Below are 25,352 nucleotides of genomic sequence, written 5' to 3' on the forward strand. Positions count from 1 at the left end.
CCTCAGCGGCCCTGGTACGTCGGCTTCTCCTTGTTCAGGAACGCGGTCACCGCGGCCTGGTGGTCGGCGGTCGCGCCGCAGATCGACTGGGCCTGCGCCTCGGCCGCCAGCGCGTCCGACAGGGTGCCGGCGTCACCGATGGAGAGCTCCCGCTTGATCGCGCCGTAGGCGATCGTCGGGCCCGCGGCCAGCCGGGCGGCCAGTTCCTGGGCCCGGGGCAGGACCTGCTCGTCGTCCTCGAGCAGTTCGGTGAGCATCCCGATCCGGGACGCCTCCTCCGACTTGACCGGCCGGGCCAGCAGCAGCAGTTCGACCGCCCGGGCGTGGCCCACGATCCGCGGCAGTGACCAGGAGATGCCGCTGTCGCCGGCCAGGCCCACGTTGGCGAACGCCATCAGGAAGCTGGTCCTCGGGCCGCCGATCCGGAAGTCGGCGAGCAGGGCCAGCGAGGCACCCGCCCCGGCGGCCATCCCGCGGACCGCGGCGACCACCGGCTTGGGCATGCTGGCCAGCCGCTGGGCGATCGGGTTGTAGTGCACCTGGACGGTGTTCAGGTCGGTGGAACCGGCCTCGAGCAGGGCCGCGTGCTCCTTGAGGTCCTGGCCGCCGCAGAAGTTGCCGCCGGCGCCGGCGAGCACGATCGCCCGGCAGGACCGGTCGCTTTCGAGCTGGGCGAGGGTGTCCCGCAGCGCCTCCTTGAGATCGACGGTGAACGAGTTCATCGCCTCGGGGCGGTTCAGGGTCAGGGTGACGACCGCGTCAGTGCGGTCGACGATTAGGCAATCCGCCCTTGGTCCGTTCGTGGGTGGTGAGTGGGGCGGTTGGATGGCGGTCATGGGGTTGAGAATCCCACACGTCTTCCACGCGTGGCGCCTGCAGGCAACGTTCCACGTGCCGGTCCGCGGCCGGGCGGAGTCGCACGGCGTACTTGTCGAAGAACGCCGCCGCCTTCACGCCGGGCCAGCCCGGGGGCAGGAGTGCGGACGGCAGATGCGGGTCCTCGAAGAGGAACGAGCGCCAGGCGTGCACCAGCCGGAAGCGGGCCGCGTACGCCTCCTCGTCGGTGCTACGTGGAGTGATCGCCTTGACGACGGGAAGTAGTGATTCGATGAACTCCTCGTACGACTGTCCGATCCGGCCGAGGTCCCAGGCCCGTCCGACGATGTCCGACCCGGCCGTGTGGCTGGCGCTGAACCGCGTGTAGCCGACCTCGGCGAGCACCTGTTCGACCTCGTCGGAGGCCCTGGGCGCCACCCACACCCGATCGCTCAGCAGTCCGTAGCCCAGATAGGTGAGACGCAGCGCATCCGGCCGCGGGATCGGCTCGTGCAACAGGATCATGTCGAAGCGGCCGTCCCAGCCGCCGCGACCGGTCCGGTACACCCGGGCGGCCGCCTCGTCGAGCCGTCGCGCGGCTTTCGGGGTGAGCAGATAACCCGGTCCGGAGGCCAGACGAAGCGGATGCAGCCATCCCTGTCGCACCATTCGCGACACTGCGGTACGGACCGCTGGGGCCGCGATGTCGAGCGGCGCAAGCAGCCTCACCAGGGCCGCGACCGGTGCTCGGGAGCCGCGGGCTCGCAGGTAGTCGCCGTACAGGTCGAAGAGTGCGGACCGCGCCTGCATGACCGGACATTGTGACAGCCCGAAAGACGATATGCTAGACGCTGTCACATCCGCCCGGGCTGGGTTTGGGTTCGCCGGTGTTCATCAGGGAAAATGTTTGATCGGCACGGTGGGCCGCAACGCGTGAAGACGTGAAACGGCCTGAGCGGGCCGCCGGTCGGAAACGAGCACCGCGTCATGTGGGGCTGAGCACGTGACGTGGCTGCTGGCATTCCAGGAGCAAGTGGCTGTGGGGCAACCCACCGACCCTGACGTAGGTCTGAGGGGAGACAAGATGGCGGCGATGAAGCCGCGGACGGGCGATGGTCCGCTGGAGGTCACCAAGGAGGGTCGTGGCATCGTGATGCGCGTCCCGCTGGAGGGTGGTGGCCGTCTCGTCGTGGAGATGACCCCGGACGAGGCCAGCGCGCTGGGTGACGCGTTGAAGTCGATCGCCGGCTGACGTTTCACGCGAGCCCGCCGGTACGGTACCGCCCGTACCGGCGGGCTTTCCACGTCTTACGGAAAGGTCATCCTCCCGTGTTCGCAATCCGATTGACGGACGTTCCCGACGACACGTCCACCCGGGTCGTACCGGTCGGTCCCGGCCTGGATGCCGAGGCGTCCGCGCTGGCCGCAGCCACCGAGGGCGCCGATGTGGCGGGCCGGGTAACCGTGTTCCCGCGCCCGCTGCGGCAGCCGTCCCGGGTCCTCCTGGCCGGTGTCGGCGCCGGGGACGAGGCGGGCTGGCGTGCCGCCGGCGCCGCGGCGATCCGGGAGGTGGCCGACGACGAGGTGCTCGAGGTGCACCTGCCCGGCGCCATCGCCGCCGAGTTGGTTCGTGGCCTGGCGGAAGGGCTCTGGCTGGGTGGCTATCGCTATCGCGACGCGCCGCGCGGGCCCCGTACCGGCGAGGTCCGCATTTTCACCGATGAATCCGACGCGTACGCGGAAAGCCTCGCCCAGGCGCAGATCACGGCCCGGGCCGCCTGGCTGGCGCGGGACCTGACCAACACCCCGTCGTCGGTGAAGAATCCGGAGTGGTTCGCCGCCCAGGTCGTGGCCGAGGCGCAGAACCGCCCCGGGCTGACCGTCACCGTGCGCGCCGGCGACGAACTGGAGAGGTTCGGCGGCCTGCGGGCGGTCGGCGCCGGTTCGGTGTCGCCGCCCCGATTCGTCGAGCTGTCGTGGCAGCCGCCCGGCGCGACCACCCACGTGGTCCTGGTCGGCAAGGGCATCACGTTCGACACCGGCGGCATCTCGATCAAGCCGCGCGACGGCATGAAGCTGATGAAGAAGGACATGGGCGGCGCGGCCGCGGTGATCGCCGCCGTGCTCGGCGCCGCCGACCTGGGCCTCGGCCTGCGGCTGACCGCCCTGGCACCGCTCGCGGAGAACGCGGTCAGCGGCTCGGCCTTCCGCCCCGGCGACGTGATCACCCACTACGACGGCTCGACCAGCGAGAACACCAACTCCGACGCGGAGGGCCGGATCGTGCTGGCCGACGCCCTCGGATACGCGGCCGACGTACTGCACCCCGACCTGGTGCTCAACCTCGCCACCCTGACCGGGGCCAACGCGGTCGCGCTCGGCAAGCGCACCGCCGCGCTCTTCAGTCCGTGGGACGACCTGGCCGCGGCGCTCACCGAGGCGGGCACGGCGACCGGGGAGCGGATGTGGCGGTTGCCGCTGTCCGACGACTACCTCGACAACCTGCGCAGTGACATCGCCGACCGGATCAGCGCCCCGGCCGGCCCGGGCGCGGTGATGGCGGCCCTGTTCCTGCGCGACTTCTTCGGCGACGCCCGCTGGGCGCACCTGGACATGTCGGCGCCCAGCTGGTCGGAGACGCACGAACTGGAGCTGACCAAGGGCGCTACCGGGTGGGGCGCCCGGATGCTGCTCAGGTACCTCTCAACGCTTGACAGCGGTCAGCAGGCCGGCGCCTGAGGGGATCACCGCCGGGATCCAGTCCTCGGACTCCCGGATCGCCTTCACCGTCTCCCGGATCGTGAGGGTGTCCACGTCGCGGGCGGACGGGTCGCTGATCCGGCCGCCCGCATGGGCGCCGTTCACGATCAGCACACCGCCGGTCCGCAGCAGGCGCAGCGCGGCCTCGGTGCAGGCGGCGAATTCGGTGGTGTCGGCGTCCACGAAGATCAGGTCGTAGGCGCCGTCGGCGAGTCGCGGCAGCACGTCGAGGGCGCGTCCGCTGATGATGCGGGTACGCGACGGGGCGTACCCCGCCTCCAGGAAGACCCGGCGGGCGATCCGCTGGTGCTCGTGCTCGACGTCGATCGTGGTGAGGACCCCGTCCGTGCGCATCCCCCGCAGCAGCCAGATGCCGCTCACGCCGGTGCCGGTGCCGATCTCGACGACCGCCTTGGCGCTGCCCGCAGCGGCCAGCAGGCGCAGCACGGAGCCGGCGCCGGGGGAGACACAGGGCAGGCCGAGCTCGTGCGCGAGAGCACGCGCGGTCTGCAGAACCGGGTCCTCGGTGGCGTAGGTCTCGGCGAACGGCATTGACTGCGCCGCCGGCTGACCGAATGAACGAGCGGGACCGATGATGACGACCTCCGTACGGCAGTGGATGTCGCGGCAGAACCACGCACATCGGATAAGAGAGTAGAGCGATGTTCTCCGGTGATGCACCGCGCCGTCGATGGATAAACAACCCACTCGGCGCAGGTGCGGACCCGTGGCAAGGTGTGAACCGGTGGATCCGTGTCATCCTGGATGCGCGGAGCCGGTCGAGCGGAGTGGAGGCACCGACGTGACCGACGGCTGGAATTGGAGCCGCCCGCCGGCGCCACCCCCCGGTCAGCCGCCACAGACGCCGCAGCCGTCACCCTGGTGGTCCGGCGGGCAGGCGGACCCGTGGCGTGATCCCTACGCGCCGGCGGCGATCGTGCTGCCGTCCTCCCCGTCATCCGGCGGGCCACGGCTCGAGACGCCGCCCAACCCCGACGCGCCGCGCCGCCGGATCGGCCCGATCCTGCTGATCTGCCTGCTCACGGCCCTGATGGCGGGTGGTGTCGGCGGCACTCTCGGGTTCGTTTTCGCGGTCAAGGGCGGCTACGCCTCGGCCGCTCGCACCCAGCTCGGCGGCTCCGGGGAGAACGCTCCCGAGTCCGCGCAGCGTGCTCCCGAGTCGCTCGCCGGCGTTGCCGAGCGGGTCCAGCCGAGCGTCGTGACGGTCCGGGTCAGCGGGGCGATCGGCTCCGGGTTCGTGGTGTCCGCGAACGGCTATGTGATCACCAACGACCACGTGGTCGAGGGCGCCGACGACACCCTCACGGTCGCCTTCCACGACGGTTCCACGGCCACCGCGAAGCTCGTCGGACGGGACCCGGAGTCCGACCTGGCAGTGATCAAAGTCGCAAAGGAGGGGCTGGTCCCGGTCAGCCTCGGAAACTCCGACGAGATCGCCGTCGGTGACCCGGTGCTCGCTTTCGGTTCACCGTTGGCGCTCGTCAACACCGTGACCGCCGGCATCGTGAGCGCTCTCGACCGGACCATCCTGGCGGGCGAGGAGACCGGGACCAAGCGCTACTACGCGGCCATCCAGACCGACGCCGCGGTCAACCAGGGCAACTCCGGCGGCCCGCTGGTGGACGCGTCCGGCCAGGTCGTCGGGGTCAACTCGGTGATCCGGTCGGTCGGTGGGAGCACCACCGAGGCCGGCAACATCGGCCTCGCCTTCGCCATCCCGATCAACCAGGCCAAACGGATCGCCGAGGACATCATCGACACCGGCAAGGCCCGCCGTACCGTGATCGGCGCCGAAGTGATCACCGGCGAGTCCGCCTCGGGCGCCCGGCTGCGCTCGGTGGAACCGGCCGGCCCGGCCGCGGCCGCCGGACTGCGCTCCGGCGACGTGGTCACCAAGCTTGACGGGCGTCCACTGGAGGACGGGACCAGCCTGATCGCCATGGTCCGCAAGTACGCACCGGGCTCCGTCGTCGCCGTCGAGTACCGCCGTGGCACAAGGACCGCATCGGCCTCGGTGACCCTCGCCGCGGACACCAATTGATGGTCCGGGTGGGCTGCGATCGAACAGCGGGCGTGCGTACCCTTGGCCCGGGAAACCTGGGAGGCCGGACGTGTTCGAGAATCTGAACTGGTGGGAGATCGGCGCGCTGCTGCTGCTGGCGCTCCTGATCTTCGGGGAGCGGCTCCCCAAGGTGATCGGCGACGGGCTCCGCATGCTACGTGGCCTGCGCAGCATGGCCCAGAACGCAACCAGCGACCTGAGCCGTGAGCTGGGCACCGACATCCAGCTCGAGGACCTGCATCCCAAGGCGTTCATCCGCAAGCATCTGCTCAGCGAGGAAGACGAGGCGGCGATCCGCAAGCCTCTGCAGAGTCTCCTCGACGACGTGAAGCAGGACCTCAACGGCGTCAAGACCGAGCTCTCCGACGTGGCCAAGGCCGCCGACCTCAAGTCGGCCGCACAGACGGCGGCGCCGGCCGAGGCTCCTCGACCGGCGCAGCGTTACGACCTCGACGCTACTTAGGATGGCTTCGCTTCGCTCCGCGGCAACTTGCCTTGTAACCGGTGAGATGGCAGGCGATTTTCCGCCACCCGCAAACCCGGCGGGCGTCGGAAAATCACTTGCCATCTCACCGGCGGCAAATTGCGGTGTCGTGACCGTCAAGTCGCTTGGGGTGACCAAGCCAGGCGCGCTTGGCGGTGACTGAGCCAAGCGCGCTTGGTGGTGGCCGAGTCAGGCTCGCTTGGCGTTGACCATCAGGCCCAGCGGTTTGCCGACCAGGGACTCGCGGCGGACCGCCAGCCTGTCGGCGACACTGTCGAGGGCCTTCGCGGCCGGAGCGTCCGGGTCGGCAAGCACGATCGGGGTGCCGCCGTCGCCGGCCTCGCGCACCCGGGTGTCCAGCGGGATCTGACCGAGCAGCTCGACGCGGGCGCCGATGGTGGTGCTCAGCGAATCGGCCACGGTCTGGCCGCCGCCCGCGCCGAAGACCTCCATGCGCGAGCCGTCCGGCAGCTCCAGCCACGACATGTTCTCCACCACACCGACCAGGCGCTGGTGGGTCTGCAGCGCGATCGCACCGGCCCGCTCGGCGACCTCGGCGGCGGCCATCTGCGGTGTGGTGACGACCAGGATCTCCGCGTTCGGCAGAAGCTGGGCGAGCGAGATGGCCACGTCGCCGGTGCCCGGCGGCAGGTCGAGCAGCAGCACGTCCAGGTCGCCCCAGTAGACGTCGGCGAGGAACTGCTGGAGCGCCCGGTGCAGCATCGGGCCGCGCCAGACCACCGCGGCGTTGCCGGCCGTGAACATGCCGATCGAGATCACCTTCACACCGTGCGACTGCGGCGGCATGATCATTTCCTCGACGCGGGTGGGCCGGCCCTCGACACCGAGCATCCGCGGGACCGAGTGGCCGTAGATGTCCGCGTCGATCACACCGACCGACAGGCCGCGCTTGGCCAGGGCCGCGGCGAGGTTCACGGTGACGCTCGACTTGCCGACACCGCCCTTGCCGCTGGCCACCGCGTACACCCTGGTCCGGGAGCCCGGCTGGGCGAAGGGGATGACCGGCTCGGCGGACTCGCCGCCGCCGCGCAGGGTGGTCTGCAGCGCCTTGCGCTGTTCGTCGGTCATCACCCCGAAGTTGATCTCGACCCGGTCGATGCCGGGGATCTTCGTGACGGCGGCGGTGATGTCGTTGGTCAGCTTGTCCCGCAGGGGGCAGCCGGCAACGGTGAGCAGCAGATCGACCTTGACCAGGCCGGTGCTCACAGTGAAGCCGGCAACCATGCCGAGGTCGGTGATCGGGCGGCGGATCTCGGGGTCGTCCACGGTCGCCAGAGCGGCCTGGATCGCGTCCTCGAGCGTGTTGGCGGGAGCGGACATGGTTGCCATGCTACGTCGAGGTCAGAGCCGCTCTCCGTCAGGTGAGACTCACTCCGTACGCGCCCGTTTCTCCCGGCGCTGGGCGGCCTCGTCCAGTTCGTCGGCCAGCCGGGACAACTCCGACCGCAGGAAGTCCCTGGTCGCCACCTCACCCAGGGCGATCCGCAGCGCGGCGATCTCCCGGGCCAGGAACTCGGTGTCCGCCTTCTGCAGGGCGGCACGGCGGCGGTCCTCCTCCATGGCGAGACGGTCCCGGTCCGCCTGACGGTTCTGTGCCAGAAGGATCAGCGGCGCGGCGTACGACGCCTGCAGCGACAACATCAGGGTCAGGAACGTGAACGTGTACGGGTCGAACCGCAGCGGCTTCGGCGCCAGAGTGTTCCACGCGAACCAGGCGGCGATCAGCACCGTCATGTAGACGATGAACTTCGCCGTACCCATGTACCGCGCGATGCTCTCCGACCAGCGGCCGAACGCCTCCGGATCGAATCTCGGCAGCTGCATCCGGCCCGGGTCGCGAGGCTGGTCGAGCCGGTCCCTGCGCTGCTCGCTCACGCGGCCCCCTCGTCGTGGGCGTCGCGATCACGCCAGTCCCGCGGCAACGAATGGTCGAGCACATCGTCGACGGTGACCGCGCCGAGAAGCCGGTTCGTCGAGTCCACCACCGGCATCGCCACCAGGTCGTACGTCGCCATCCGCCGGGTGATCTCGAGCAGCCCGGTGTCGGTCCGCAACGGATCGATCCCGCTGTCCACCAGCGCGCCGACCATCGAAGCCGGCGGCTCTCGTAACAGTCGCTGGAAATGCACCATGCCCAGGTACCTTCCGGTAGGTGTGGCGTTCGGCGCACGGGCGACGAAAACCTGGGCGGCGATCACCGGGGAGAGCTCCGCGTTCCGGATCCGGGCCAGCGCCTCGGCCACCGTGGCGTCCGGGGTGAGAATCACCGGCTCCGAGGTCATCACACTGCCCGCGGTGCCCGGCCGGTAGCTCATCAACTGGCGCACCGGGGCCGCCTCCTCCGGCTCCATCAGGTCGAGCAGCACCGCTTGCTCGGTCTTCGGCAGCTCGGCCAGCAGGTCGGCGGCGTCGTCCGGGTCCATCCGCTCCAGCACGTCGGCAGCGCGTTCCCGTTCCAGTGCGACCAGGATCTCCACCTGGTCGTGTTCCGGCAGCTCCTCGAGCACGTCGGCGAGCCGCCGGTCGTTCATCGCGGCGGCCACCTCGTTGCGGCGGGGATCCGGAAGGTCCTGCAGCGCGTTGGCCACGTCGGCCGGGCGCATCTGGTCGAGCAGCGCGATCAGGTTGGCGGTGCCCTGTGCGTCGGCCGGACCGACCAGACCGCGAATCCGGTCGTATTCGGCCTGGTAGACATGCCCGCGCCGGGTCAGCCGCCCGGTGTGCTCCCGGACCGCCACCCGCGTGATGATCCACTCGGTGTTCCGGTTCAGCTCCATGCCGAGATCCAGCACGGTGGCGGTGTGGTCCGGCCCCTCGCCCTGCTCCGGCAGCACGGTCACCCGGCGGTCCAGCAGGTCCTCCAGGACCAGTAGTTCGTTCGGCCGCTTCTCGAAGCGGCGCAGGTTCAGCGAACCCGTCCCGAGCACGACCGCCTCGGCATCCATGTTCGTCACCCGCCCGATCGGCAGGAAGATCCGGCGCCGCAGAGCCATCTCGGCGACGAGGCCGACGACCTGCGGCGCACGATGCGTGGTGCGCAGCCGGACCACCGCGTCCCGGACCCGCCCGACACGATCGCCGTTGGGGTCGAACACCGGCAGACCGGCGAGGCGCGCCAGGTAAACCCTCGTCCCCATGGTCACGCCCCCAGACTAGGTTAGGGTCCGGACATGTCAGGAGTGGCGTACGAGATCGTCGACGTGTTCACGGATCGGCCGTTCGCCGGCAATCCGCTGGCCGTGGTGTTCGACGGTGCGAACCTGGCCAGCGGTCAGATGCAGACGCTGGCCGCCGAGTTCAATCTTTCGGAGACGGTCTTCCTGCTCCCGCCGTCCACGGCCGAGGCCACGTACCGCGTCCGGATCTTCACGCCGACCCTGGAACTGCCGTTCGCCGGGCACCCGAGCGTCGGTGCGGCGGTCACCGCGATGCGCCGCGGCCTCTTCGGCGCCGGTCCGGTGGTCCAGGAGTGCGGCGCCGGGCTGCTGCCGCTCACCGTCACCGCCGCGGGCGCGGCCACCCTCACCGGCGCTCCGCCCCGCCTCGGCGATCAGCTCGACCCGGGGCCCCTGCTCGCCGCGGCGGGTCTGACCGCCGCCGACTTCGCGGGCGATTCCCCCGGCGGCGTGGCTGCCCCGCGATCGGCGGGCTGCGGTCTCGACTGGATCTTTCTTCCGGTACGCCGGGAGGCGCTCGCCCGGGTCCGCGTGAATCCACGGGCCGCCGAGGAGGCGGGATGCGCCGACCTGAGCGTGTTCGCCTGGTCCGGTACCGAGGCCCACGCCCGGGTCTTCTCCTCCACCTGGACCGTCGACGAGGACCCGGCCACCGGCTCGGCAGCTCTGGGCCTCGGGGTGTGGCTGGTCGCCGCCGGCCGCCTGCCGGGCGACGGCACCTCCACCTACCGGATCCACCAGGGCGTGGAGATGAAGCGCCCGTCCCGCCTCGACTGCACGGTGACCGCGACCGGCGGCGTGGCCACCGCCGCGACCGTCACCGGCCACGTCCATCCGGTGGCCGCCGGCCGCATCGCCGTCCCGCCCTTCATCGGCTGACCCGAGGGTGGGGGCGGTCAGCGCTTGGTGACCCGGTGGAGACGGAACGGTTTGCGGGTCTCGACTCTCGCGGGGGTCTCCCGGGGTGGCTCGGCGTTCGAGCCGGCCGGGAGATCGGCGACGCCGGCCGCGGTCTCGGTCGCCGGGGTGAGCAGGACGACAGCGCAGTCGTCGGCTGCCCAGCGGGCCACGACCTCCTCGGCGCTGCCGCTGGCGTTGAGGCGTTTGCCGGCGAGCTGCGGGGCGATCTCGGCCCACTCGTCCGAGCCCGGGATGAGCCTGGTCACGCTGGCCTCGGTGACCACGATGAGACCGCCGTGATCACCGCGGAGCCGGACCGTGGCACGCTGCGCCTCGGCCAGCCCCGGGGCGAACTGCTCACCGTGACCACTGACGACCGCCAGCGACGCCTCCACCGGCATGCACCAGAGGGCATAGGCCGGCTGGTCCGCCACGGAGATCCAGGCGATCGCCGCTTTCTTGATCGCCTCTTCCAGCACTCCAGCACTCACCGGGCCATCCTCCCACGCCGTCCGCACACCGCCGGCCGTACCGCAGCTAGCTTTCCGGGCTGCGTTGACATGCGAGTTGTACGGCTGGGGGTGTGGCGGCCCGCGGGACAGGTCACCGCGGCCCGGAGGTCGTCCGTGGCGGACGCCGCGTTCAGAGGAGAGCCGGGACCGGGTCGACGAGGGTGAGTACGTCGGTGAGGGAGCGGACCGTACGGCCGGCGAAGTTGGTGTCGGCGTCGAAGACGAGGTGGTTGGCGAGGTCGGGGGCGGCCAGCCGGACCGGGGTCATGCCGACCGCGGCGGCGCCGGTCAGTTCGTGGCTGCCACCGTCGCCGACGTACAGGCAATCCTCCGGGTCGACGCCGAGCCGATCGCAAGCGGCCAGGTAGATCTCCGGGTCGGGTTTGCAGACCCCCAGTTCGACCGAGTAGATCTGGGCGTCCAGCAGCGGAGCCACCGGCAGGCCGGGCAGGAAGGCGGGGAGCTCGTGGGTGCAGTCGCTCACCACGGCAGTGCGGACGCCCCGGCTCCGGATGGCGATGAGGGCGCTGACCGCGTCCGGTCGCAGCTGGGTGTCGGCCCGCAACGCATCGACCCTGGCCGGCATGGCGGCCCGGATGGCGCCGGGACGTGGACGGCCGCCGGCCTGTTCGATCACCCAGCGTAGGGTTGCCTCGGCGGAGCCGTAGCGGCCGCAGGCACGGGCCCGGAAGGTTCGATCGAGGACGCCGGTGACGACCTCCGGGTCGGCACCGAGCGACCGGGCAATGGCGGCGTGTTGCGGACCGCGCTGCACAGATCGGGTCAAGGTGCCAAAAAAGTCAAACACGACCGCACGGTACGCGGGCATGCAGATCGTCCTCCTGGACATCGAAGGGGTGGAAACCGTCAGTGAGCCGTCGGTGACTGTAGCGATTCCGTCACTGTCAGCCAATAGACACTTGCCAACTGCCCGGTATCGCCCCGCAAGAAGCGATGGCCGGGGATGAATGTGCGCTCATCAGGTCAAGTGGCGGTGCCGACCGCTCTGGCGCTGACCGTCGCGGTGCTTGCCGTGTCGTCGTCCGCGCCGCTCATCGCGTTCGCGACCGCGCCCGCCCTCGCCATCGCGTTCTGGCGGAACAGTCTCGCCACGCTGGTGCTGACCCCGATCGCCCTCGGGCCGCGCCGGGCCGAGGTCCGCGGTGCGGCGCGTGGCCGGGCCGGGCTGCTGTGCGTGCTGGCGGGACTGACCCTGGCCGCGCATTTCGCCACCTGGATGCCGAGTGTGCAGCTCGGGTCGGTGGCCACCGCGACCGCGCTGGTCGCCACTCAGCCGGTGTGGCAGGGCCTGATCGCCGCGGCGCAGGGCCGGCGGCCGACGTCCGCGCAGTGGCTCGGCATCGGGCTTGCGGTGGCCGGGGCGGCCTGGGCGACCGGCGTCGACCTGGGGGTCTCCGCGCAAGCCGTGTTCGCCGACGTGCTGGCACTGCTGGGGGCGCTTGCGGCGGCGGTCTACACGGCATTCGGTGAGCGGGCCCGGGCCGAGCTGAGCACCACCACGTACACCTGGATCTGCTATGGGACATGCGGGATCGTGCTGCTCGGGGTGTGCCTGGCGTTCGGCGTACAGCTCCATGGCTACAACGACCGCACCTGGGCCGCGATCCTGGCTCTCGTGGCGGGCGCACAGCTGCTCGGGCACTCGATGTTCAATTACGCGCTGCAGCACACCTCGGCGACGACGGTCAGCGTGCTGATCCTGCTGGAGGTGCCGGGTGCGGCGTTCCTCGCCTGGTGGTGGCTGGGTCAGGTGCCCCGGGCCGAGTCACTGCCGGGGTTGTTCCTGCTGGTGGCGGGGGTGGCGGTCGTCATCCTGGGGCAAGCCTCTTTTAGGCTAATTCGTCGTTGATGTCAGCATTTCCCTCCGCCGATGACGGAACGTCGGCACTTGGCGCTCGTTGACCCGGGCGGGTATTGAAGGGGGATGCGATGCATCGCGAACGAGTGGTCCGGCTGCTGCTCGCCGGAGCGCTCGTCATGACGGCTCCCGGTTGTGGTGAGAACGACGGAGACGAGGCCGAGCGGCAGGCCGGGCTGACCGGTGGCTGGCGGACGGCCGGCTGCGAGTTCAGCCGCCCGGCCCAGTACACGACCGCCGGCTCCCAGCGCATGCCCACCACACCGCCGCGGCTCGCCGCCGCGATGGAACGGATCGACCGGGGCGGGCGTGAGCGGTTCGCCGCCAGCTTCGCCGGGCTCGAGGTCGATCAGGCGCGGGTACGAGCCATCGTGTACCGAGTTCCCTCGGCCGAGTTCGACGACTTCATCCGGGTCGCGGCCGAGGACTCCTGCGTGGTGGTGCGCGACGCCGCCCATGCGGTGGCGGAACTCACCGGCTGGCACGATCGGGTGGTGGCCGACCTGCCCTACTGGGCTGAGCAGGGCCTCCGGATAACCACGGTGGGCAGCCGGCACGACGGGGTGGGCCTCGAGATCGGCACCCGTGACCTCGAGGCGACCAGGATCGGTTTCCTCGCCCGCTACGGTGACGAGGCGCCGCTGGTCTTCGTCGAGGAAGGCCCGGTCCGCCCCCTGTCCACGGGCTGATCGCCGCCTCTCCGGATGCCGTTTCGCACCGTGCCGGACGACGGCGCCGGGAACGCCACAGTGACACGATGTTTGCCCCGGCTTGCCGGACCAGGCAGGATCGCCGCATGGTCTTCGACGCCCGTTCCACCGGGGGCAGTCCGTCCCGGCGCGACACCACACGCCCCGCCGCCGGTCGACCACCACGCTCCGGCACGTCCGGCGGCGACCCGGATCGCCCGTCCGGCAATGAGATGCAGGACCTCGTCGAGGCCGAGCTCGTGGAGGTGACCGGCGACGCGCCCGTCACCCTGCGCCTGGACGGCAAGGTCGCGCTGGTGACCGGTGCGGGCAGTCCGGACGGCATCGGGTACGCGACCGCCCGCCGCCTGCGGGATCTCGGCGCCCGGGTGGCGATCGTCTCCACCACCCGCCGCATCCACGACCGCGCCTCCGAGCTCGGTGTGACCGGCTTCGTGGCCGACCTCACCGACGAGTCCGAGGTCGGTGCCCTCGCCGACGCGATCTCGGATCAGCTCGGCGATGTGGAGGTGCTGGTCAACAACGCCGGTCTGGCGAGCCGGGCCAGTCCCGAGGTGCTCCGTCCGGTGGCTCAGCTCACCTACGACGAGTGGAAGGCCGAGATCGACCGGAACCTGAGCACCGCGTTCCTGTGCAGCCGGGCGTTCTGCGGCAGCATGTCGGAGCGGGGCTGGGGCCGGATCGTGAACCTGGCCGCCACCGCCGGACCGGTGAACGCGCTGCCCACCGAGGCCGCCTACGCGGCGGCGAAGGCCGGTGTGGTCGGACTGACCCGCGCCCTGGCGATGGAGCTGGTCGCCGACGGGATCAACGTCAACTGCGTGGCACCCGGCACGATCTACACGGCCGCTTCGACGGTGACCGAGATCAAACAGGGTCTGGGTACGCCGATCGGCCGGCCCGGGACGCCGGACGAGGTCGCGGCCGCGGTGACGTTCCTCTGCTCGCCGGCAGCGTCGTACATCACCGGCCAGATGCTGGTCGTCGACGGGGGCAACAGCGTCCGCGAGGCCCAGTTCCGCTGAGACGACACAGGTGGACCGGTCCAGGAGAGGACCGGTCCACCTGTCGTATCAGAAGCTGGAGGAGTTCGCGGCGCCGGAACCGATGGCCGCGATGATCACCACCACGTAGAAGATGATGGCGAGCAGACCCAGGGCGGACAGGATGTAACCGACCCACAGGCCGGCCGTGGCCAGTCCGTCGCCGTCCTCGCCGGTCTCCCGGATCTGCTTTTTCGCGACGTGCCCGAGAATGACTCCGACCGGCGCGCTGATGCAGGTCAGCACCCCCGCGATGGAGCAGACCAGCGACGCGATGGCCAGGCCGTTGGTGCGCTGGGCCGCGCCGTAGGGCGGGTACGGAACGCCGTAGCCGGGCGGCGGCTGGCCGAACGGGGACTTGTCGGGCGGCGGCGGGTAGCCGGGCGGCGGCCCGTAGGCCGGTGGCTGCTGTCCGTAGGCCGGCGGCGGTGCGCCGTAACCGGCCGGTGGCGGCGGGTACGCGCCGGGGCCGCTCGACGGTGCCGGACTCGACGGCGCGTAGGGCGGCGGGTACGGCATCGTCGGGTCGTAGGGTGGTGGTTGCACCGGCTGGTATGGATCCGGCGGCCCGCTGGCCGGGGGATAGGTCATGGAACGTCCTCCTCGAGTCCTCGCACCGTACATGCGGCGGAGGACGCAGACAGCGTACGAGTGCGTGTCACCACGTGACGACGGCTTTTCGACCGCTTTCCCCAGCGGGTCAGGAGAGCCTGGTGTGCCTGCCGACCGCGCGCTCGACGGCGATGCACAGGTCCTCGACGTAGTCGATGCCGGCCTCCTCGGCGATCCGCCGCGCCTCCGCCGAGACGATGCCGCTCTGCAGCCAGACCGCGGGTGCCTTGATCGCCACCGCCTGCCGGACCACCTCCACGGCGTCGCGAGCCGGGCGGAAGACGTTCACGAGGTCGACGGGCTCATCCAGGTCGGCCAGTGACGGCACCGCGGGGATGCCGAACACCTCGTCCACGAAGGGGTTGACCGGGATGACGCGCCAACCGTGCTGGACCAGCTGCAGCGGCACGGTGTGCGCCGCCTTGAAAGGATCGCGGGACGCTCCCACCACCGCGATGACCTGTGCCTCGGCCAGGATTTGCTGAGCATTCCGCATCAGTCGACTCTATGTCGTGCTCCGGTTGGGTGGCTTTCCGTGCACGTCACTCGCCATCCGGACCCCACCCCCTCACCTCAGGCCCCTCACATCAGGCTCAGCTGGTCACCGTGGGACGGCCGCGGAGCCGGCCCGGCGGCCACCTCGCGGGCTGCCACGGGTGAGGGCCGGTGCAGACCGTGCCGGCGGGCCGCCATCCGGACCCGGGCGTTGATCTCGTCCTGGTAGGCCCGGGGCAGGTAGGAGCCGTTGCCGAAGAGCTCGCGGTACCGCGGCCGCAGCTGGGGATGCTCCCGGCCGATCCACGCCGCGTACCACTCCCGGGCGCCGGGGCGCAGGTGCAGCGGGAGCGGAGTGACACCGGTCGCCCCGGCGGCGGCGATCTGCGCCACGGTCTCGTCGATCGACTCCTCGGTGTCGGTGAGGCCGGGCAGGATCGGGGCCATCAGCACGCCGACCCGGAAGCCGGCGTCGGTGAGCCGGCGAACCGCGTCGAGCCGGCGCCGCGGGCTCGGGGTGCCGGGTTCGGCGGAGCGCCAGACCGTCTCGTCCACGAAGCCGACCGAGAAGGACACCCCGACCCGGGTCACCGCGGCCGCCTGCCGCAACAGGTCGAGATCGCGCAGGATGAGCGTGCCCTTGGTGAGGATGGAGAACGGGTTGGCGTGGTCGCGCAGCGCCGCCAGGATCTCCGGCATGAGCCGGTAACGGCCTTCGGCCCGCTGGTAGACGTCGACGTTGGTGCCCATCGCAATCGGTGCGCCGGACCACCGTGGTGCCGCCAGCTCGCGGCGGATCAGCTCACCGGCGTTCACCTTCACCACGACGCGGGTGTCGAAGTCGTGTCCGGAGTCGAGGTCGAGGTAGGTGTGGGTGTTGCGGGCGAAGCAGTTGTGACTGACCACGCCGTCGGCGATGAAGTCGCCCGTGCCGGTCGAGATGTCGAACAGGGGCAGGGTCAGCCCGAGCTCCTCGATGTCGGCCACCGCGAGCCGGCGCTCCCGGCGCACACCCACCCCGGAGGCGTCCAGCGGCCGCATCGACGCCCCGGTCGCGTGCCGGAATCGCAGCGCGGCCTCGAGGTGACGCTCGGTCTCCACGCGGCCGACGCAGCCGGGCCGGACCCGGCCCGGTCCGCGGGCGGCCAGCCCCAGGCATGTCAGCGCCTCCGCCACCCGCCGGAGGTAGGCCGGGTCACTGCTCTCGAAGACCACGGCCAGCCGGTCGGTGCGGCCCACCGCGCCGAACGCGCCGGCCAGGAAGCCGCGGAACCAGTCACCGGTGGGCAGCTCGGGCCAGCGCACCGCCTCGGTGAGGGAGACGTTGTCGAGATAGCCGTCCGCCCGGATCCAGGCGTCGCTCTCGGTGGCCGTGCCGCCGTCGGCCGCGTCGCCGCGGACCAGGCCGCAGACGAATCCGGCCTGGTAGTCGGGCGACTCCTTGGGGGAGTCGGCGAACCGGCCCACCCCGGACATCAGGTCGCCGACGGCCAGCGACGGCTGGTGCGGCTCGGCCGGGCTGACGTGCCGCCAGCCGCGGTCGGTCAGGAAGCGGTGGTCGCCGCTGGAGACCAGGCGGGTCCCGTCGGCCAGAGTCACCCGGAACGCGGGCTTGGTGGTCTGCCAATGGTCGAGCACCGTGGTCGGCACGTAACGGCGGTGGGCACCGGCGCCCATGGTGCCCATCACCGCGTCCCCGGGCCGGATCTCCGCCAGCCGCCGTGTTGAGCCGTCGGCGAGCAGGATGGGGGTGTCGCCGGCGAGGCAGTAGGTGCAGGCGTGGGAACAGCCACGATAGGGATTGACGGTCCACTCGAACGGCACGGCGGACGTGCCCGGCACCCGGTTGATCAGGGACTTCGCGCGGATCTCGTAGAACGTCATGCCCGCGAAGCCGGGTGTGTCGAAGGTGCGGACGGTCGCGCCGGGCAGCGCCAGCGGCAGGGGTGGAGCCGCCGGCGCCGCCCTGTCCAGGAGCGAGCCGTCGTCGGGCCGAGCCGACAGGTTGGACCATCGCATGGCGGATATTCGAACACACGTTCTATGCCGTGTCCATGACCTTCCTCGAACAGGTGTACAAAGGGGAGCGTACGACGAAGGCCCGCGGATCGGGCGATCCACGGGCCTTCTCGATCGAGCTGTCGTCAGCCGCGTGCCGTAGCCGGCTCTTCCTCGGCCGCCACCTCGGCGGTCTTGGCGGGCTCGGTGGTCGTGGCGGGCTCGGTGGGCTCGCTGTGCGCGCCCTTGCGGTGTGCGGACATCTGCTCGCGCACCTCGTCCATGTCGAGCTCCTCGACCTTCTCGATCAGGCTCTCGAGGGCGGGCTCGGGGAGCGCGCCGGGCTGGGCGAAGACCACGACACCGTCGCGGACGGCCATGATCGTGGGGATGGAGCGGATGCCGAACTTCTCCGCGAGCAGCTGCTCGGCCTCGGTGTCGACCTTGCCGAAGGTGATCTCCGGGTGCTTCTCCGAGGAGCGCTCGTAGGTCGGCGCGAAGCGGACGCAGGGCCCGCACCAGCTGGCCCAGAAGTCGACCAGGACGATGCCGTCCTTACTGGTGACCTCGTCGAAGTTCGCTGCGGTCAGCGTAACCGTCGCCATGATGCCTCCGTCTGCGGGAATCGCTTTCGTCGGGTGAAACTCCGGGTACCCATTCATCATTCCCGTGCCGAGCGTCCCGACACGTGTCGTGCGGCACCCTCTCGGGTCGGGCCCGGGTCCGTACCCGCAAACGACACGGGCGCCCTATCGTAACTGAAAGTAGGCGCTCGGTGTCCGGTTGCTGACACGATTGAGTTGATGTTTCCGTACTTGATCGTGTGATCTAGGTGATTTGCCCTGGCTGCGAAGCGTCCGTGGGAGCGATCCCGTGAAGGAGGGTAAACAGTTAACTAACCTAAAAGTGAGCTGGCTCACAATTGAAAGTCCTTCACATGGATACGGACGGTAAGGCAAACTCTGTCAGAACAGAGCGTGGGCGGCGGGTGCCGGGGAGGGCCCCGCCGCTCATTGCGTCTCCTGCCGAAAATTCCGGCGCCTTGTCCCGTGCCGATTCCGGGGTGCTTCCGCCGTTCCCGATCACCTCGTGGTGTCGCGCGGCCGAATCGGTAGCCTAACGCCCCATGACCGTGGGCGAGGACCAATCCACCGAGGTCGGCGTGGGCCCGTGGGAGGGCGAGCCGCCGGCCGGCGACCATTGGGACCCCGAGTTGCTGGAGCACGGCGACCGGCGCAACGTGGTCGACCGTTACCGCTACTGGACCCGCGAGGCCGTGGTGGCCGACCTCGACACCCGCCGCCACGGGTTCCACGTGGCGATCGAGAACTGGCAGCACGACTTCAACATCGGCACGGTCGTACGCAACGCGAACGCCTTCCTTGCCGCCGAGGTCCACATCGTCGGCCAGCGCCGGTGGAACCGCCGTGGCGCCATGGTCACCGACCGGTACCAGCACGTGCGTCACCACCCGTCGATCGAGGACTTCGTGACGTGGGCCGCGGAGGCGGATCTGCCGATCATCGGTATCGACAACCTGCCGGGTTCCCGCCCGATGGAGTCGACCGTGCTGCCGGTGCGGTGCGTGCTGCTCTTCGGTCAGGAGGGCCCCGGCCTGTCCGATCCCGCGCGGAAGGCGTGCGCCCAGCTCTTCTCGATCGCCCAGTACGGCTCGACCCGCTCGATCAACGCCGGTGTCGCCAGCGGTATCGCCATGCACGCCTGGATCCGTCAGCACGCCGGCCCACCTCCCGGGTGACCCGGATCGGCCCGTCTTCGGCCGATTCGCTTGACGTCGCGCCGTGCGACCGACACGGTATGGAGTGTGGGTGTCACGGTGAGTTGCCCTAGGTGCACTGCACAGGTCCGGAAGCCGGATCTGATGCACAGCAGCTGGCGGTGCGACAACTGTGGCGACGTTCCGCCGTTCCACGTCGCCGAGCACATCAGCGCGGAGATAGTCGGAACGGTGCTGCGGGAGTCGGCGTCGAGCGCGGAGCGGACACCGCTCTGGTGTCCCTGGCCGTTGCCGTCCGGGTGGATGGTCACCGGGGTCGGCTGGTCGGGTGACGACCGGTTCGGGGTCCGCGCCACGGTCCTCGCCTGCAGCGGCCCGGAACCTCTCGGGGGCGGGCCGGCCGACCTGGTCCTGATCGCGGAACAGCCCGGTGTCGGCCTGGGCACCCGGTTCGCCGGGATACCCGGGATCGACCCCGGACACCTGCTCTCCGAAGCGCTGGCGGACCGTGGTTCGCACGCCGGTCCACATGCGAAGATCAAGGCGGCTGGGCACCCCACTCCACTGTGGTGTGTCAAGTCACCTGAGGATCGCAGCGCCTACGTGAGTGAGGCAAAAGGAATGTGGCTCTATGCGGTAGCGTGGCCCGCGAGCGCGGGCTATCTTCTCGCGGAGCACGTCGTCCTGCACGACCTCTCCGAGGGCGTGCCGCCTGAGCTCGTGTTCGGAGCGCCGTCGCCCTATCTGCATGGCCGGGCCTAATCCCTAGGTGTTGACCTGCAGCTATGGCAATCGACTTTCTGGCCACTTTGTTCACACGAAGCGACGAAGCTGATACCGTCAGTATTGCCGCGGCGCTGAACGCAACCCGCACCGGAGGAGAAGGCCCGCCATGATCAAGAAGGTCCTCACCTGGCTTGGCATTGCATTCTTGATCTTCTTCATCGCCTTCAACCCGAGCTCGGCCGCGGCGGTGTTCGAGTCACTCGGAGGCACGATCGCTGACATCGCCGAGGGCTTCGGCACTTTCTTCACCGACCTCGTCGCATAGCATCTCTACATGGATCCTGGTGAGCCGCGCGACCCGCGAGGTGAGGGTGCACGTCGCCCTCAGGACGACGACGAGAGCTACGGGTGGCGAGACCCCGCTCTGGACGACGGTCCTGCTTTCACGGACGGCGATCCCTATGAGGACGACCCGGCGTATGCGCGGCGCCGCCGCTCGGCCGACGACGTCTTCGACGAGACGGACGAGTACGAGGCGCCCAGCTTCACCGCCGAGGAACTCGAGGGCCTGGACCGCGGCGGTGGCCCGCGGCGCTTCCTCCCCCTGGAGGACGAGCCGACCACACTTGTCGCCCGTTACCTGTTCCCGACCGAGCGCTACCGCGGCGAGTGGAAACGGCACTGGATCCACCTCGCCAAGCCGATCGGCATCGGCGCCGCGGCCACGCTCCTTCTCGGCTATCTGGCCGGCTTCCTCACCAAGCAGGACGTCGACGGTCTGGTGACCGTCGCGGTTCTCATCTGGCTCGGTGTGATCAGCTGGGTGGCCTGGGAGGTCTTCGACTGGTACTTCGACAGGTTCATCCTCACCAACAAGCGCGTGATGGTGGTCAACGGCATCATCACCCGCAAGGTGGCGATGATGCCCCTCCTGCGGGTGACCGACATGAAATACGAGCAGTCCGCCCTCGGCCGCATGCTGAGCTACGGCACGTTCGTCCTCGAGTCAGCCGGTCAGGATCAGGCGTTGCGCGAGGTCAAGCACCTGCCCAACCCCAACGAGCTCTACCTGCGCGTCGTCGAGGAGATGTACGAACCGCAGGCCGTCGAGGCCCGGCTCGGCAAGGACGACGAGGGCGACGACGCCTGACAGATGCCTCCTCCGGAGGCGTCCAGCGGTAGCGTGACGGTGATGACCAGTATCGACCTGCACTGCCATTCGACTGCCAGCGACGGCACGCTCACCCCGGCCGAACTGGTCCGGGCCGGAGCGGCCGCCGGATTGGCCGTCATGGCGATCACCGACCACGACACCACCGGTGGCTGGGCCGAGGCTGCCGCGGCCCGGCCCCCCGGCATACGGCTGGTGCGCGGCGCCGAACTGTCCTGCCGGTGGCACGGCGTGGAACCCGGCATCCCGCTCCACCTGCTCGCCTACCTCTTCGACCCGGCCGAGCCGGCGCTCGCCGGGGAACTGACCCGGCTGCGCGAGGACCGCGAGCAACGCGCCGAGCAGATCGTCATCAAGCTGCGGGCCGACGGGGTGCCGATCACCTGGGAAGAGGTGCACGGATACGCGGCCGGTGGCTCGGTGGGGCGGCCGCACATCGCGCAGGCACTGATCAGAGCCGGACTCGTCAAGACCACGAGCGAGGCTTTCGCCTCCACCTGGCTCGGCGCGCGATACTTCGTACCCAAGTCTGATCTTGATGTTTTCGATGCCGTCCGGGCCGTGCGGGAGGCAGGTGGGGTGGCCGTTTTCGCCCACCCGCGGGCGTCCAAGCGTGGACGTGTGGTGCCGGACGAGCTGATTGCCGACCTCGCCGAGGCCGGGCTCTTCGGCCTGGAAGCGGACCACGAGGATCACTCACCCGCCGAGCGGGCCCAGGTGCGGGCGCTGGCCGGACGGCTCGGCCTGGTCGTCACCGGGTCGTCCGATTTCCACGGTACGCACAAGACTGTCCAGCTCGGTGCCTTCCAGACCGACCCCGAGGCGTACGAGAAGATCGTCTCCGCCGCCACCGGAGTACCGGTGCTCGGGTGACGCTCGCCGCACCAGCCTGCGCCCGCGGATGACGACCCCTAACCTGCTCGGGTGAACCTCAAGCTGTTCGGCGAATTCTTCGTGACGCTGCTGGTCATCGTGGACCCGCCCGGCATGGTCCCGGTCTTCCTCGCGCTCACCGGCTCCCTGCCCGCGAAAGCCCGCAACCGGGCCGGCACCCAGGCTGTGCTGCTCGCCCTCGGCGTGATCATCGGCTTCGCCGTCGCCGGGCAGACTCTGCTCGACTACCTGCACGTCCAGCTGCCGGCCCTGCAGGCGGCCGGTGGCCTGCTGCTCGTCCTGGTCGCCCTGCAACTGCTCACCGGAAAGACCGACGAGCCGTCGGAACAGGCCGGCACCACCAACGTCGCTCTCGTCCCGATCGGCACCCCGCTGCTGGCCGGGCCCGGTGCCATCGTCGCCACCATGCTCTTCGTGCAGCGGGCCGAGGGCCCCGACGAGTACCTGGTGCTGGCCGCCGCGATCCTCGCCGTGATGGCCTGCGTCTGGCTCGTGCTGCGCTTCTCCGGCGCCATCGTGCGACTGCTGCGCCCGGCCGGCATCGAGGTCCTCACCCGCATCGCGGGCCTGCTCCTCGCCGCCATCGCGGTCCAGCTGATCGCCGACGCGGTGTTCGCCTTCGTCAAGTCGTACACCGCTCTGCCCTGACGGTGCCGTCGGTTTTGCCGGGAGGGGCCGGCAGGGCGGTTGTGGGGATTTGTCAGGGGGTGCTGGCAGGATGGTCGCGTGCCCCCCACCCGATCCCGTGCCACCAGGTCAGCGGTTCCCGAGCAGCTAGGCTTCGCCGGCATGCCCGAGCGGCTCTTCGTCTGCACGCCGAGCAAGCTCGGGGCATATACGGACTGCCCACGGCGATACCGGTATTCGTATGTAGATCGGCCGGTCCCGCCCAAGGGGCCACCCTGGGCGCACAACTCGCTCGGCGCCAGCGTCCACACCGCGCTGAAGAACTGGTACATGCTGCCCGCCGAACGCCGGGCACCCGAGGCGCTGCCCACCCTGCTCAAGGCGACCTGGGTCCGTGAGGGTTACCGCGACGTCGACCAGGAACGAGCCGTCTACCGCCGGGCGCTCGACTGGCTGGAGAGCTATGTGGCGACCCTCGACCCGGAGGACGAGCCACTCGGAGTCGAGCGCGTCGTCGCCGCCAAGACCGCGGTTCTCGCGTTGAACGGCCGGGCCGACCGGATCGACACCAGGGCCGGCGAGTCCGGTCCCGAAGCCGTGATCGTCGACTACAAGACCGGACGCTCGGGGCTCTCCGCCGACGACGCCCGCGGATCACAGGCGCTGGCCCTGTACGCGTTCGCCACCGAGCGGATGTTCCGGCGACCCTGCCGACGCGTCGAGCTGCATCACCTGCCGACCGGGACGGTGGTGACCCACGAGCACACCGAGGAGTCCCTGGCCCGGCAGGTCCGGCGGGCGGAGGAGACGGCGCAGGACATCATGGCCGCCGAGAAGGCGGTGGCGGCCGGGGCTGATCCGGACGCCGAGTTCCCGGTCAACCCGGGGACGCTGTGCGGGTGGTGTGACTTCCGCAAGGTCTGTCCTGCCGGAGCCGATGCCGTGGCCAAGGAGCCGTGGACAGCCGTCGAGCACCTGAGCCCATCAACCGGGCAGGCCGGTCAGAGCGGGTAGATCCTGCTTCCGCCCACCGGGCGGGCCGGTCCGACCGGGTAAACCTTGCCTCCCGCCAACCCGGGTAGGCCGGTCAGGCTGGGTAGATCCTGCTCCCTCGCCTGTCAGGCCCGCCCGGATCGGCGCGCTCGGTCAGGCCAGGCCGGCTCTTTCCATGGCTGCGCGGCGTAGCGGGGGCACCCGGTACTGGGCCGGGAGCGTGGTCAGCACCGCGGCGATCACGGCCCGCAGGCCGCGGACCGAGAGGCCGGCGGCCAGGTCGGTGGTCGGCCAGCCGAGTCCGCCGTACATCTTGCGTGCCCAGGCCGGCAGCAGGCCGATCGCCGTGCCCGCGACACCGAAATAGGCCCAGCGGGCCGGACCCAGCGACAGCCCCAGGCGCAGGGGTAGCCCACCCCAGGTCTCGGGCACCGGCGGCACGGTCAGGAAAAAGGCCGCCTCCGCGCTGTCCCGGGTCAAGGACAGCTCCGGGCGCATCTCCTCGAAATAGTCCGCCACCTCGGCAGCGGTCGACGGCACGGTCGAGGGATCCAGACCGACCAGCTCGGCCGACCGCAACTGTTCCGTGTAGTAGCGGTCCACCTCCTCGGCGGACAGCCGCACCCCCGCCCGCACCGCCGTGGTCAGGAACGACTCGACCTCGGCCACGTGCACCCAGCGGAGCAGATCGGGTTCGTCGATGCGGAACCGCTCACCGGTCCTCGGATCGACCGCCGACATCCCGGCGTGCAGGCGTCGCAGCCGGCTCGCGGCCAGCTCGACCTCCTCGCTACTGCCGAAGATCACCGTGCCGACGTAGTCGGAGGTACGGGCCAACCGGCCCCACGGATCGGCGCGGTAACCCGAGTTCTGTGACACCCCGGCCACCGCCCGCGGATGCAGCGCCTGCAGATAGAGCGACCGCAGGCCGCCGAGCAACAGGATGGGTTCCTGGTGCAGTTTCCATGTGACCGAATCCGGTCCGAACAGCCCGACGTCTCCCGCCATGCTCTCCAGCGTGCCACGCCCGGCGGCGCGGGGCAGGATGGCGGCGGGGCCGGCTTCACAAGCCGGGCCTGCCCGAGGCTCAGGAGGCGATGTCGGCCGTGCGTCGGGCCTTGCAGGCCGGGCACAGGCCCCAGAAGGTGATCTCGGCCTCGTCGAGGTCGAAGCCGTGTACCTCGGCCGGCATCAGGCACGGTCGCCGGCCGACCTCACAGTCGACGTCGGCGATCGCACCGCAACCGCGGCAGACGATGTGGTGGTGATTGTCGCCGGCACGGGACTCGTAGCGCGCGGCGCTGCCGGCCGGTTCGATACGCCGGGCGAGGCCGGCCCGGGTCAGTGCGCCGAGTACGTCGTAGATCGCCTGAGTGGAGACCGAGTCGAGGCGGGACCGTACCCGGTGGGCGATCTCGTCGACTTCCAGATGGCCGCCGCCGTTCAGCACCTCGAGCACGGCGAGACGTGGACGGGTGACGCGCAACCCGTGCTCACGCAGCAGTTCCGCGCCGGTCGACATGAGTCCATGACAACACGACACCACCGATTCACCAACCCGGATCGTGGCCATACCCGCGCGCTCCGTACAGCGCGTTTCGATCACGACTTGCCCACGGGATAGTTGCGCCGTCAGACGATCCCTAAGCTTGCGGTCACTCCGGATGGCCACCGCCCGGATCAATGCCACGGCCCGGATCGAGGAGGAATGGTG

The 25,352-nt window shown here is 70.3% G+C and carries 29 protein-coding genes; 15 read left to right on the top strand and 14 right to left on the bottom strand.

Features of this window, described 5'->3' with window-relative positions:
• Positions 1 to 2 precede the first annotated feature (2 nt).
• Complete coding sequence (locus AB0G04_RS01740; protein ID WP_360974655.1) at positions 3 to 836, bottom strand: enoyl-CoA hydratase-related protein; 834 nt, start codon at positions 834 to 836, stop codon at positions 3 to 5.
• Entirely contained in the window at positions 760 to 1,626 is an 867-nt protein-coding gene (locus AB0G04_RS01745) for a PaaX family transcriptional regulator C-terminal domain-containing protein (protein ID WP_360974658.1), read from the bottom strand. The genes AB0G04_RS01740 and AB0G04_RS01745 overlap by 77 nt, the downstream gene beginning before the upstream one ends.
• Positions 1,627 to 1,900: 274 nt before the next feature.
• Between AB0G04_RS01745 and AB0G04_RS01750 the strand changes: the two genes are divergently transcribed.
• Both AB0G04_RS01750 and AB0G04_RS01755 read left to right on the top strand, forming a co-directional pair.
• On the top strand, positions 1,901 to 2,068 hold the full coding sequence (locus AB0G04_RS01750) for a DUF3117 domain-containing protein (RefSeq protein ID WP_014694782.1): 168 nt from the start codon (positions 1,901 to 1,903) through the stop codon (positions 2,066 to 2,068).
• A gap of 77 nt (positions 2,069 to 2,145) precedes the next feature.
• A complete protein-coding gene (locus AB0G04_RS01755; RefSeq protein WP_360974661.1) occupies positions 2,146 to 3,555 on the top strand; it encodes a leucyl aminopeptidase family protein in 1,410 nt (469 codons plus the stop codon).
• Here the strand turns inward: AB0G04_RS01755 and AB0G04_RS01760 are convergent.
• Positions 3,520 to 4,128, bottom strand: coding sequence for an O-methyltransferase (locus AB0G04_RS01760; protein ID WP_360974666.1), 609 nt, complete (start codon positions 4,126 to 4,128; stop codon positions 3,520 to 3,522). The two genes, AB0G04_RS01755 and AB0G04_RS01760, sit on opposite strands and share 36 nt — an antisense overlap.
• Before the next feature lie 250 nt (positions 4,129 to 4,378).
• On the opposite strand from AB0G04_RS01760, the gene AB0G04_RS01765 reads away from it, so the two are divergent.
• Both AB0G04_RS01765 and AB0G04_RS01770 read left to right on the top strand, forming a co-directional pair.
• Positions 4,379 to 5,638, top strand: a complete 1,260-nt coding sequence (locus tag AB0G04_RS01765; protein WP_360974669.1) for a trypsin-like peptidase domain-containing protein — start codon at positions 4,379 to 4,381, stop codon at positions 5,636 to 5,638.
• A gap of 70 nt (positions 5,639 to 5,708) precedes the next feature.
• Positions 5,709 to 6,122 carry a preprotein translocase subunit TatB gene (locus tag AB0G04_RS01770; RefSeq protein ID WP_360974672.1) on the top strand — a complete coding sequence of 138 codons (414 nt, stop codon included), beginning with the start codon at positions 5,709 to 5,711 and terminating at the stop codon, positions 6,120 to 6,122.
• 210 nt (positions 6,123 to 6,332) lie between these two features.
• Here the strand turns inward: AB0G04_RS01770 and AB0G04_RS01775 are convergent, their stop codons facing one another.
• From AB0G04_RS01775 to AB0G04_RS01785, 3 genes are read right to left on the bottom strand one after another with little or no spacing between them, the layout of a single operon-like run.
• Positions 6,333 to 7,484, bottom strand: coding sequence for a P-loop NTPase (locus AB0G04_RS01775; RefSeq protein WP_360974675.1), 1,152 nt, complete (start codon positions 7,482 to 7,484; stop codon positions 6,333 to 6,335).
• 48 nt (positions 7,485 to 7,532) lie between these two features.
• Positions 7,533 to 7,988: a DUF1003 domain-containing protein gene (locus AB0G04_RS01780; protein ID WP_360976204.1), complete on the bottom strand. Its 456-nt coding sequence runs from the start codon at positions 7,986 to 7,988 to the stop codon at positions 7,533 to 7,535.
• Positions 7,989 to 8,035: 47 nt separating this feature from the next.
• Positions 8,036 to 9,307, bottom strand: coding sequence for a CBS domain-containing protein (locus tag AB0G04_RS01785; RefSeq protein WP_360974678.1), 1,272 nt, complete (start codon positions 9,305 to 9,307; stop codon positions 8,036 to 8,038).
• Positions 9,308 to 9,334: 27 nt separating this feature from the next.
• Between AB0G04_RS01785 and AB0G04_RS01790 the strand changes: the two genes are divergently transcribed.
• The gene (locus tag AB0G04_RS01790; protein WP_360974681.1) at positions 9,335 to 10,219 is read left to right on the top strand and encodes a PhzF family phenazine biosynthesis protein; all 885 of its coding nucleotides are present in this window, start codon (positions 9,335 to 9,337) and stop codon (positions 10,217 to 10,219) included.
• A gap of 17 nt (positions 10,220 to 10,236) precedes the next feature.
• Here AB0G04_RS01790 and AB0G04_RS01795 read toward each other — a convergent pair whose 3' ends face one another.
• On the bottom strand, positions 10,237 to 10,731 hold the full coding sequence (locus AB0G04_RS01795; protein WP_360974684.1) for a hypothetical protein: 495 nt from the start codon (positions 10,729 to 10,731) through the stop codon (positions 10,237 to 10,239).
• Positions 10,732 to 10,882: 151 nt separating this feature from the next.
• Positions 10,883 to 11,581 (bottom strand): HAD family hydrolase, encoded by a 699-nt coding sequence (locus AB0G04_RS01800; RefSeq protein WP_360974687.1) that lies wholly within the window; start codon positions 11,579 to 11,581, stop codon positions 10,883 to 10,885.
• Positions 11,582 to 11,716: 135 nt separating this feature from the next.
• Here AB0G04_RS01800 and AB0G04_RS01805 point away from each other — a divergent pair, with 135 nt between their 5' ends.
• The 3 genes from AB0G04_RS01805 (at position 11,717) to AB0G04_RS01815 (ending at position 14,366) form a co-directional block, all read left to right on the top strand.
• Entirely contained in the window at positions 11,717 to 12,622 is a 906-nt protein-coding gene (locus AB0G04_RS01805) for a DMT family transporter (RefSeq protein ID WP_360974690.1), read from the top strand.
• An 80-nt stretch (positions 12,623 to 12,702) separates the two neighbouring features.
• Positions 12,703 to 13,320, top strand: coding sequence for a hypothetical protein (locus AB0G04_RS01810; RefSeq protein ID WP_360974693.1), 618 nt, complete (start codon positions 12,703 to 12,705; stop codon positions 13,318 to 13,320).
• 233 nt (positions 13,321 to 13,553) lie between these two features.
• On the top strand, positions 13,554 to 14,366 hold the full coding sequence (locus AB0G04_RS01815) for an SDR family NAD(P)-dependent oxidoreductase (protein ID WP_360976207.1): 813 nt from the start codon (positions 13,554 to 13,556) through the stop codon (positions 14,364 to 14,366).
• A gap of 48 nt (positions 14,367 to 14,414) precedes the next feature.
• Here the strand turns inward: AB0G04_RS01815 and AB0G04_RS01820 are convergent, their stop codons facing one another.
• From AB0G04_RS01820 to trxA, 4 genes are all read right to left on the bottom strand, one after another.
• Positions 14,415 to 14,975 (bottom strand): DUF4190 domain-containing protein, encoded by a 561-nt coding sequence (locus AB0G04_RS01820; protein ID WP_360974696.1) that lies wholly within the window; start codon positions 14,973 to 14,975, stop codon positions 14,415 to 14,417.
• Positions 14,976 to 15,084: 109 nt separating this feature from the next.
• Positions 15,085 to 15,492 carry a CoA-binding protein gene (locus tag AB0G04_RS01825; protein ID WP_360974699.1) on the bottom strand — a complete coding sequence of 136 codons (408 nt, stop codon included), beginning with the start codon at positions 15,490 to 15,492 and terminating at the stop codon, positions 15,085 to 15,087.
• Positions 15,493 to 15,578: 86 nt separating this feature from the next.
• Entirely contained in the window at positions 15,579 to 17,510 is a 1,932-nt protein-coding gene (locus tag AB0G04_RS01830) for an intein-containing Rv2578c family radical SAM protein (protein ID WP_360974702.1), read from the bottom strand.
• A gap of 125 nt (positions 17,511 to 17,635) precedes the next feature.
• Positions 17,636 to 18,094, bottom strand: a complete 459-nt coding sequence (gene trxA, locus AB0G04_RS01835; RefSeq protein WP_360974705.1) for a thioredoxin — start codon at positions 18,092 to 18,094, stop codon at positions 17,636 to 17,638.
• Positions 18,095 to 18,615: 521 nt separating this feature from the next.
• On the opposite strand from trxA, the gene AB0G04_RS01840 reads away from it, so the two are divergent.
• From AB0G04_RS01840 to AB0G04_RS01870, 7 genes are all read left to right on the top strand, one after another.
• Complete coding sequence (locus AB0G04_RS01840; RefSeq protein ID WP_360974708.1) at positions 18,616 to 19,248, top strand: RNA methyltransferase; 633 nt, start codon at positions 18,616 to 18,618, stop codon at positions 19,246 to 19,248.
• Between the two features lie 78 nt (positions 19,249 to 19,326).
• Complete coding sequence (locus AB0G04_RS01845; RefSeq protein WP_360976210.1) at positions 19,327 to 19,989, top strand: DUF6758 family protein; 663 nt, start codon at positions 19,327 to 19,329, stop codon at positions 19,987 to 19,989.
• Positions 19,990 to 20,119: 130 nt separating this feature from the next.
• Positions 20,120 to 20,278, top strand: coding sequence for a hypothetical protein (locus AB0G04_RS01850; protein ID WP_170153748.1), 159 nt, complete (start codon positions 20,120 to 20,122; stop codon positions 20,276 to 20,278).
• A gap of 9 nt (positions 20,279 to 20,287) precedes the next feature.
• The gene (locus tag AB0G04_RS01855; RefSeq protein ID WP_360974712.1) at positions 20,288 to 21,103 is read left to right on the top strand and encodes a PH domain-containing protein; all 816 of its coding nucleotides are present in this window, start codon (positions 20,288 to 20,290) and stop codon (positions 21,101 to 21,103) included.
• 39 nt (positions 21,104 to 21,142) lie between these two features.
• Positions 21,143 to 21,997 (top strand): PHP domain-containing protein, encoded by an 855-nt coding sequence (locus AB0G04_RS01860; protein WP_360974715.1) that lies wholly within the window; start codon positions 21,143 to 21,145, stop codon positions 21,995 to 21,997.
• Positions 21,998 to 22,048: 51 nt separating this feature from the next.
• A complete protein-coding gene (locus AB0G04_RS01865) occupies positions 22,049 to 22,666 on the top strand; it encodes a MarC family protein (protein WP_360974718.1) in 618 nt (205 codons plus the stop codon).
• A gap of 141 nt (positions 22,667 to 22,807) precedes the next feature.
• Positions 22,808 to 23,659 (top strand): PD-(D/E)XK nuclease family protein, encoded by an 852-nt coding sequence (locus AB0G04_RS01870; RefSeq protein WP_360974721.1) that lies wholly within the window; start codon positions 22,808 to 22,810, stop codon positions 23,657 to 23,659.
• Positions 23,660 to 23,791: 132 nt separating this feature from the next.
• Here the strand turns inward: AB0G04_RS01870 and AB0G04_RS01875 are convergent, their stop codons facing one another.
• Both AB0G04_RS01875 and AB0G04_RS01880 read right to left on the bottom strand, forming a co-directional pair.
• Complete coding sequence (locus AB0G04_RS01875; protein ID WP_360974724.1) at positions 23,792 to 24,646, bottom strand: oxygenase MpaB family protein; 855 nt, start codon at positions 24,644 to 24,646, stop codon at positions 23,792 to 23,794.
• Positions 24,647 to 24,725: 79 nt separating this feature from the next.
• Positions 24,726 to 25,160, bottom strand: a complete 435-nt coding sequence (locus tag AB0G04_RS01880; protein ID WP_360974727.1) for a Fur family transcriptional regulator — start codon at positions 25,158 to 25,160, stop codon at positions 24,726 to 24,728.
• Between the last annotated feature and the right edge of the window lie 192 nt (positions 25,161 to 25,352).

Origin of the sequence: Actinoplanes sp. NPDC023801, assembly GCF_040639655.1 — a bacterium.
Taxonomy (GTDB): Bacteria; Actinomycetota; Actinomycetes; order Mycobacteriales; family Micromonosporaceae; genus Actinoplanes.

Coding starts and splice junctions, on each gene's coding strand:
- AB0G04_RS01740 (WP_360974655.1), bottom strand. CDS start 836: ATGACCGCCATCCAACCGCCCCACTCACCACCCACGAACGGACCAAGG.
- AB0G04_RS01745 (WP_360974658.1), bottom strand. CDS start 1,626: ATGCAGGCGCGGTCCGCACTCTTCGACCTGTACGGCGACTACCTGCGA.
- AB0G04_RS01750 (WP_014694782.1), top strand. CDS start 1,901: ATGGCGGCGATGAAGCCGCGGACGGGCGATGGTCCGCTGGAGGTCACC.
- AB0G04_RS01760 (WP_360974666.1), bottom strand. CDS start 4,128: ATGCCGTTCGCCGAGACCTACGCCACCGAGGACCCGGTTCTGCAGACC.
- AB0G04_RS01775 (WP_360974675.1), bottom strand. CDS start 7,484: ATGTCCGCTCCCGCCAACACGCTCGAGGACGCGATCCAGGCCGCTCTG.
- AB0G04_RS01780 (WP_360976204.1), bottom strand. CDS start 7,988: ATGCAGCTGCCGAGATTCGATCCGGAGGCGTTCGGCCGCTGGTCGGAG.
- AB0G04_RS01790 (WP_360974681.1), top strand. CDS start 9,335: ATGTCAGGAGTGGCGTACGAGATCGTCGACGTGTTCACGGATCGGCCG.
- AB0G04_RS01800 (WP_360974687.1), bottom strand. CDS start 11,581: ATGCCCGCGTACCGTGCGGTCGTGTTTGACTTTTTTGGCACCTTGACC.
- AB0G04_RS01805 (WP_360974690.1), top strand. CDS start 11,717: ATGAATGTGCGCTCATCAGGTCAAGTGGCGGTGCCGACCGCTCTGGCG.
- AB0G04_RS01810 (WP_360974693.1), top strand. CDS start 12,703: ATGCATCGCGAACGAGTGGTCCGGCTGCTGCTCGCCGGAGCGCTCGTC.
- AB0G04_RS01815 (WP_360976207.1), top strand. CDS start 13,554: ATGCAGGACCTCGTCGAGGCCGAGCTCGTGGAGGTGACCGGCGACGCG.
- AB0G04_RS01820 (WP_360974696.1), bottom strand. CDS start 14,975: ATGACCTATCCCCCGGCCAGCGGGCCGCCGGATCCATACCAGCCGGTG.
- AB0G04_RS01825 (WP_360974699.1), bottom strand. CDS start 15,492: ATGCGGAATGCTCAGCAAATCCTGGCCGAGGCACAGGTCATCGCGGTG.
- AB0G04_RS01830 (WP_360974702.1), bottom strand. CDS start 17,510: ATGCGATGGTCCAACCTGTCGGCTCGGCCCGACGACGGCTCGCTCCTG.
- trxA (WP_360974705.1), bottom strand. CDS start 18,094: ATGGCGACGGTTACGCTGACCGCAGCGAACTTCGACGAGGTCACCAGT.
- AB0G04_RS01840 (WP_360974708.1), top strand. CDS start 18,616: ATGACCGTGGGCGAGGACCAATCCACCGAGGTCGGCGTGGGCCCGTGG.
- AB0G04_RS01850 (WP_170153748.1), top strand. CDS start 20,120: ATGATCAAGAAGGTCCTCACCTGGCTTGGCATTGCATTCTTGATCTTC.
- AB0G04_RS01855 (WP_360974712.1), top strand. CDS start 20,288: ATGGATCCTGGTGAGCCGCGCGACCCGCGAGGTGAGGGTGCACGTCGC.
- AB0G04_RS01870 (WP_360974721.1), top strand. CDS start 22,808: ATGCCCGAGCGGCTCTTCGTCTGCACGCCGAGCAAGCTCGGGGCATAT.
- AB0G04_RS01875 (WP_360974724.1), bottom strand. CDS start 24,646: ATGGCGGGAGACGTCGGGCTGTTCGGACCGGATTCGGTCACATGGAAA.
- AB0G04_RS01880 (WP_360974727.1), bottom strand. CDS start 25,160: ATGTCGACCGGCGCGGAACTGCTGCGTGAGCACGGGTTGCGCGTCACC.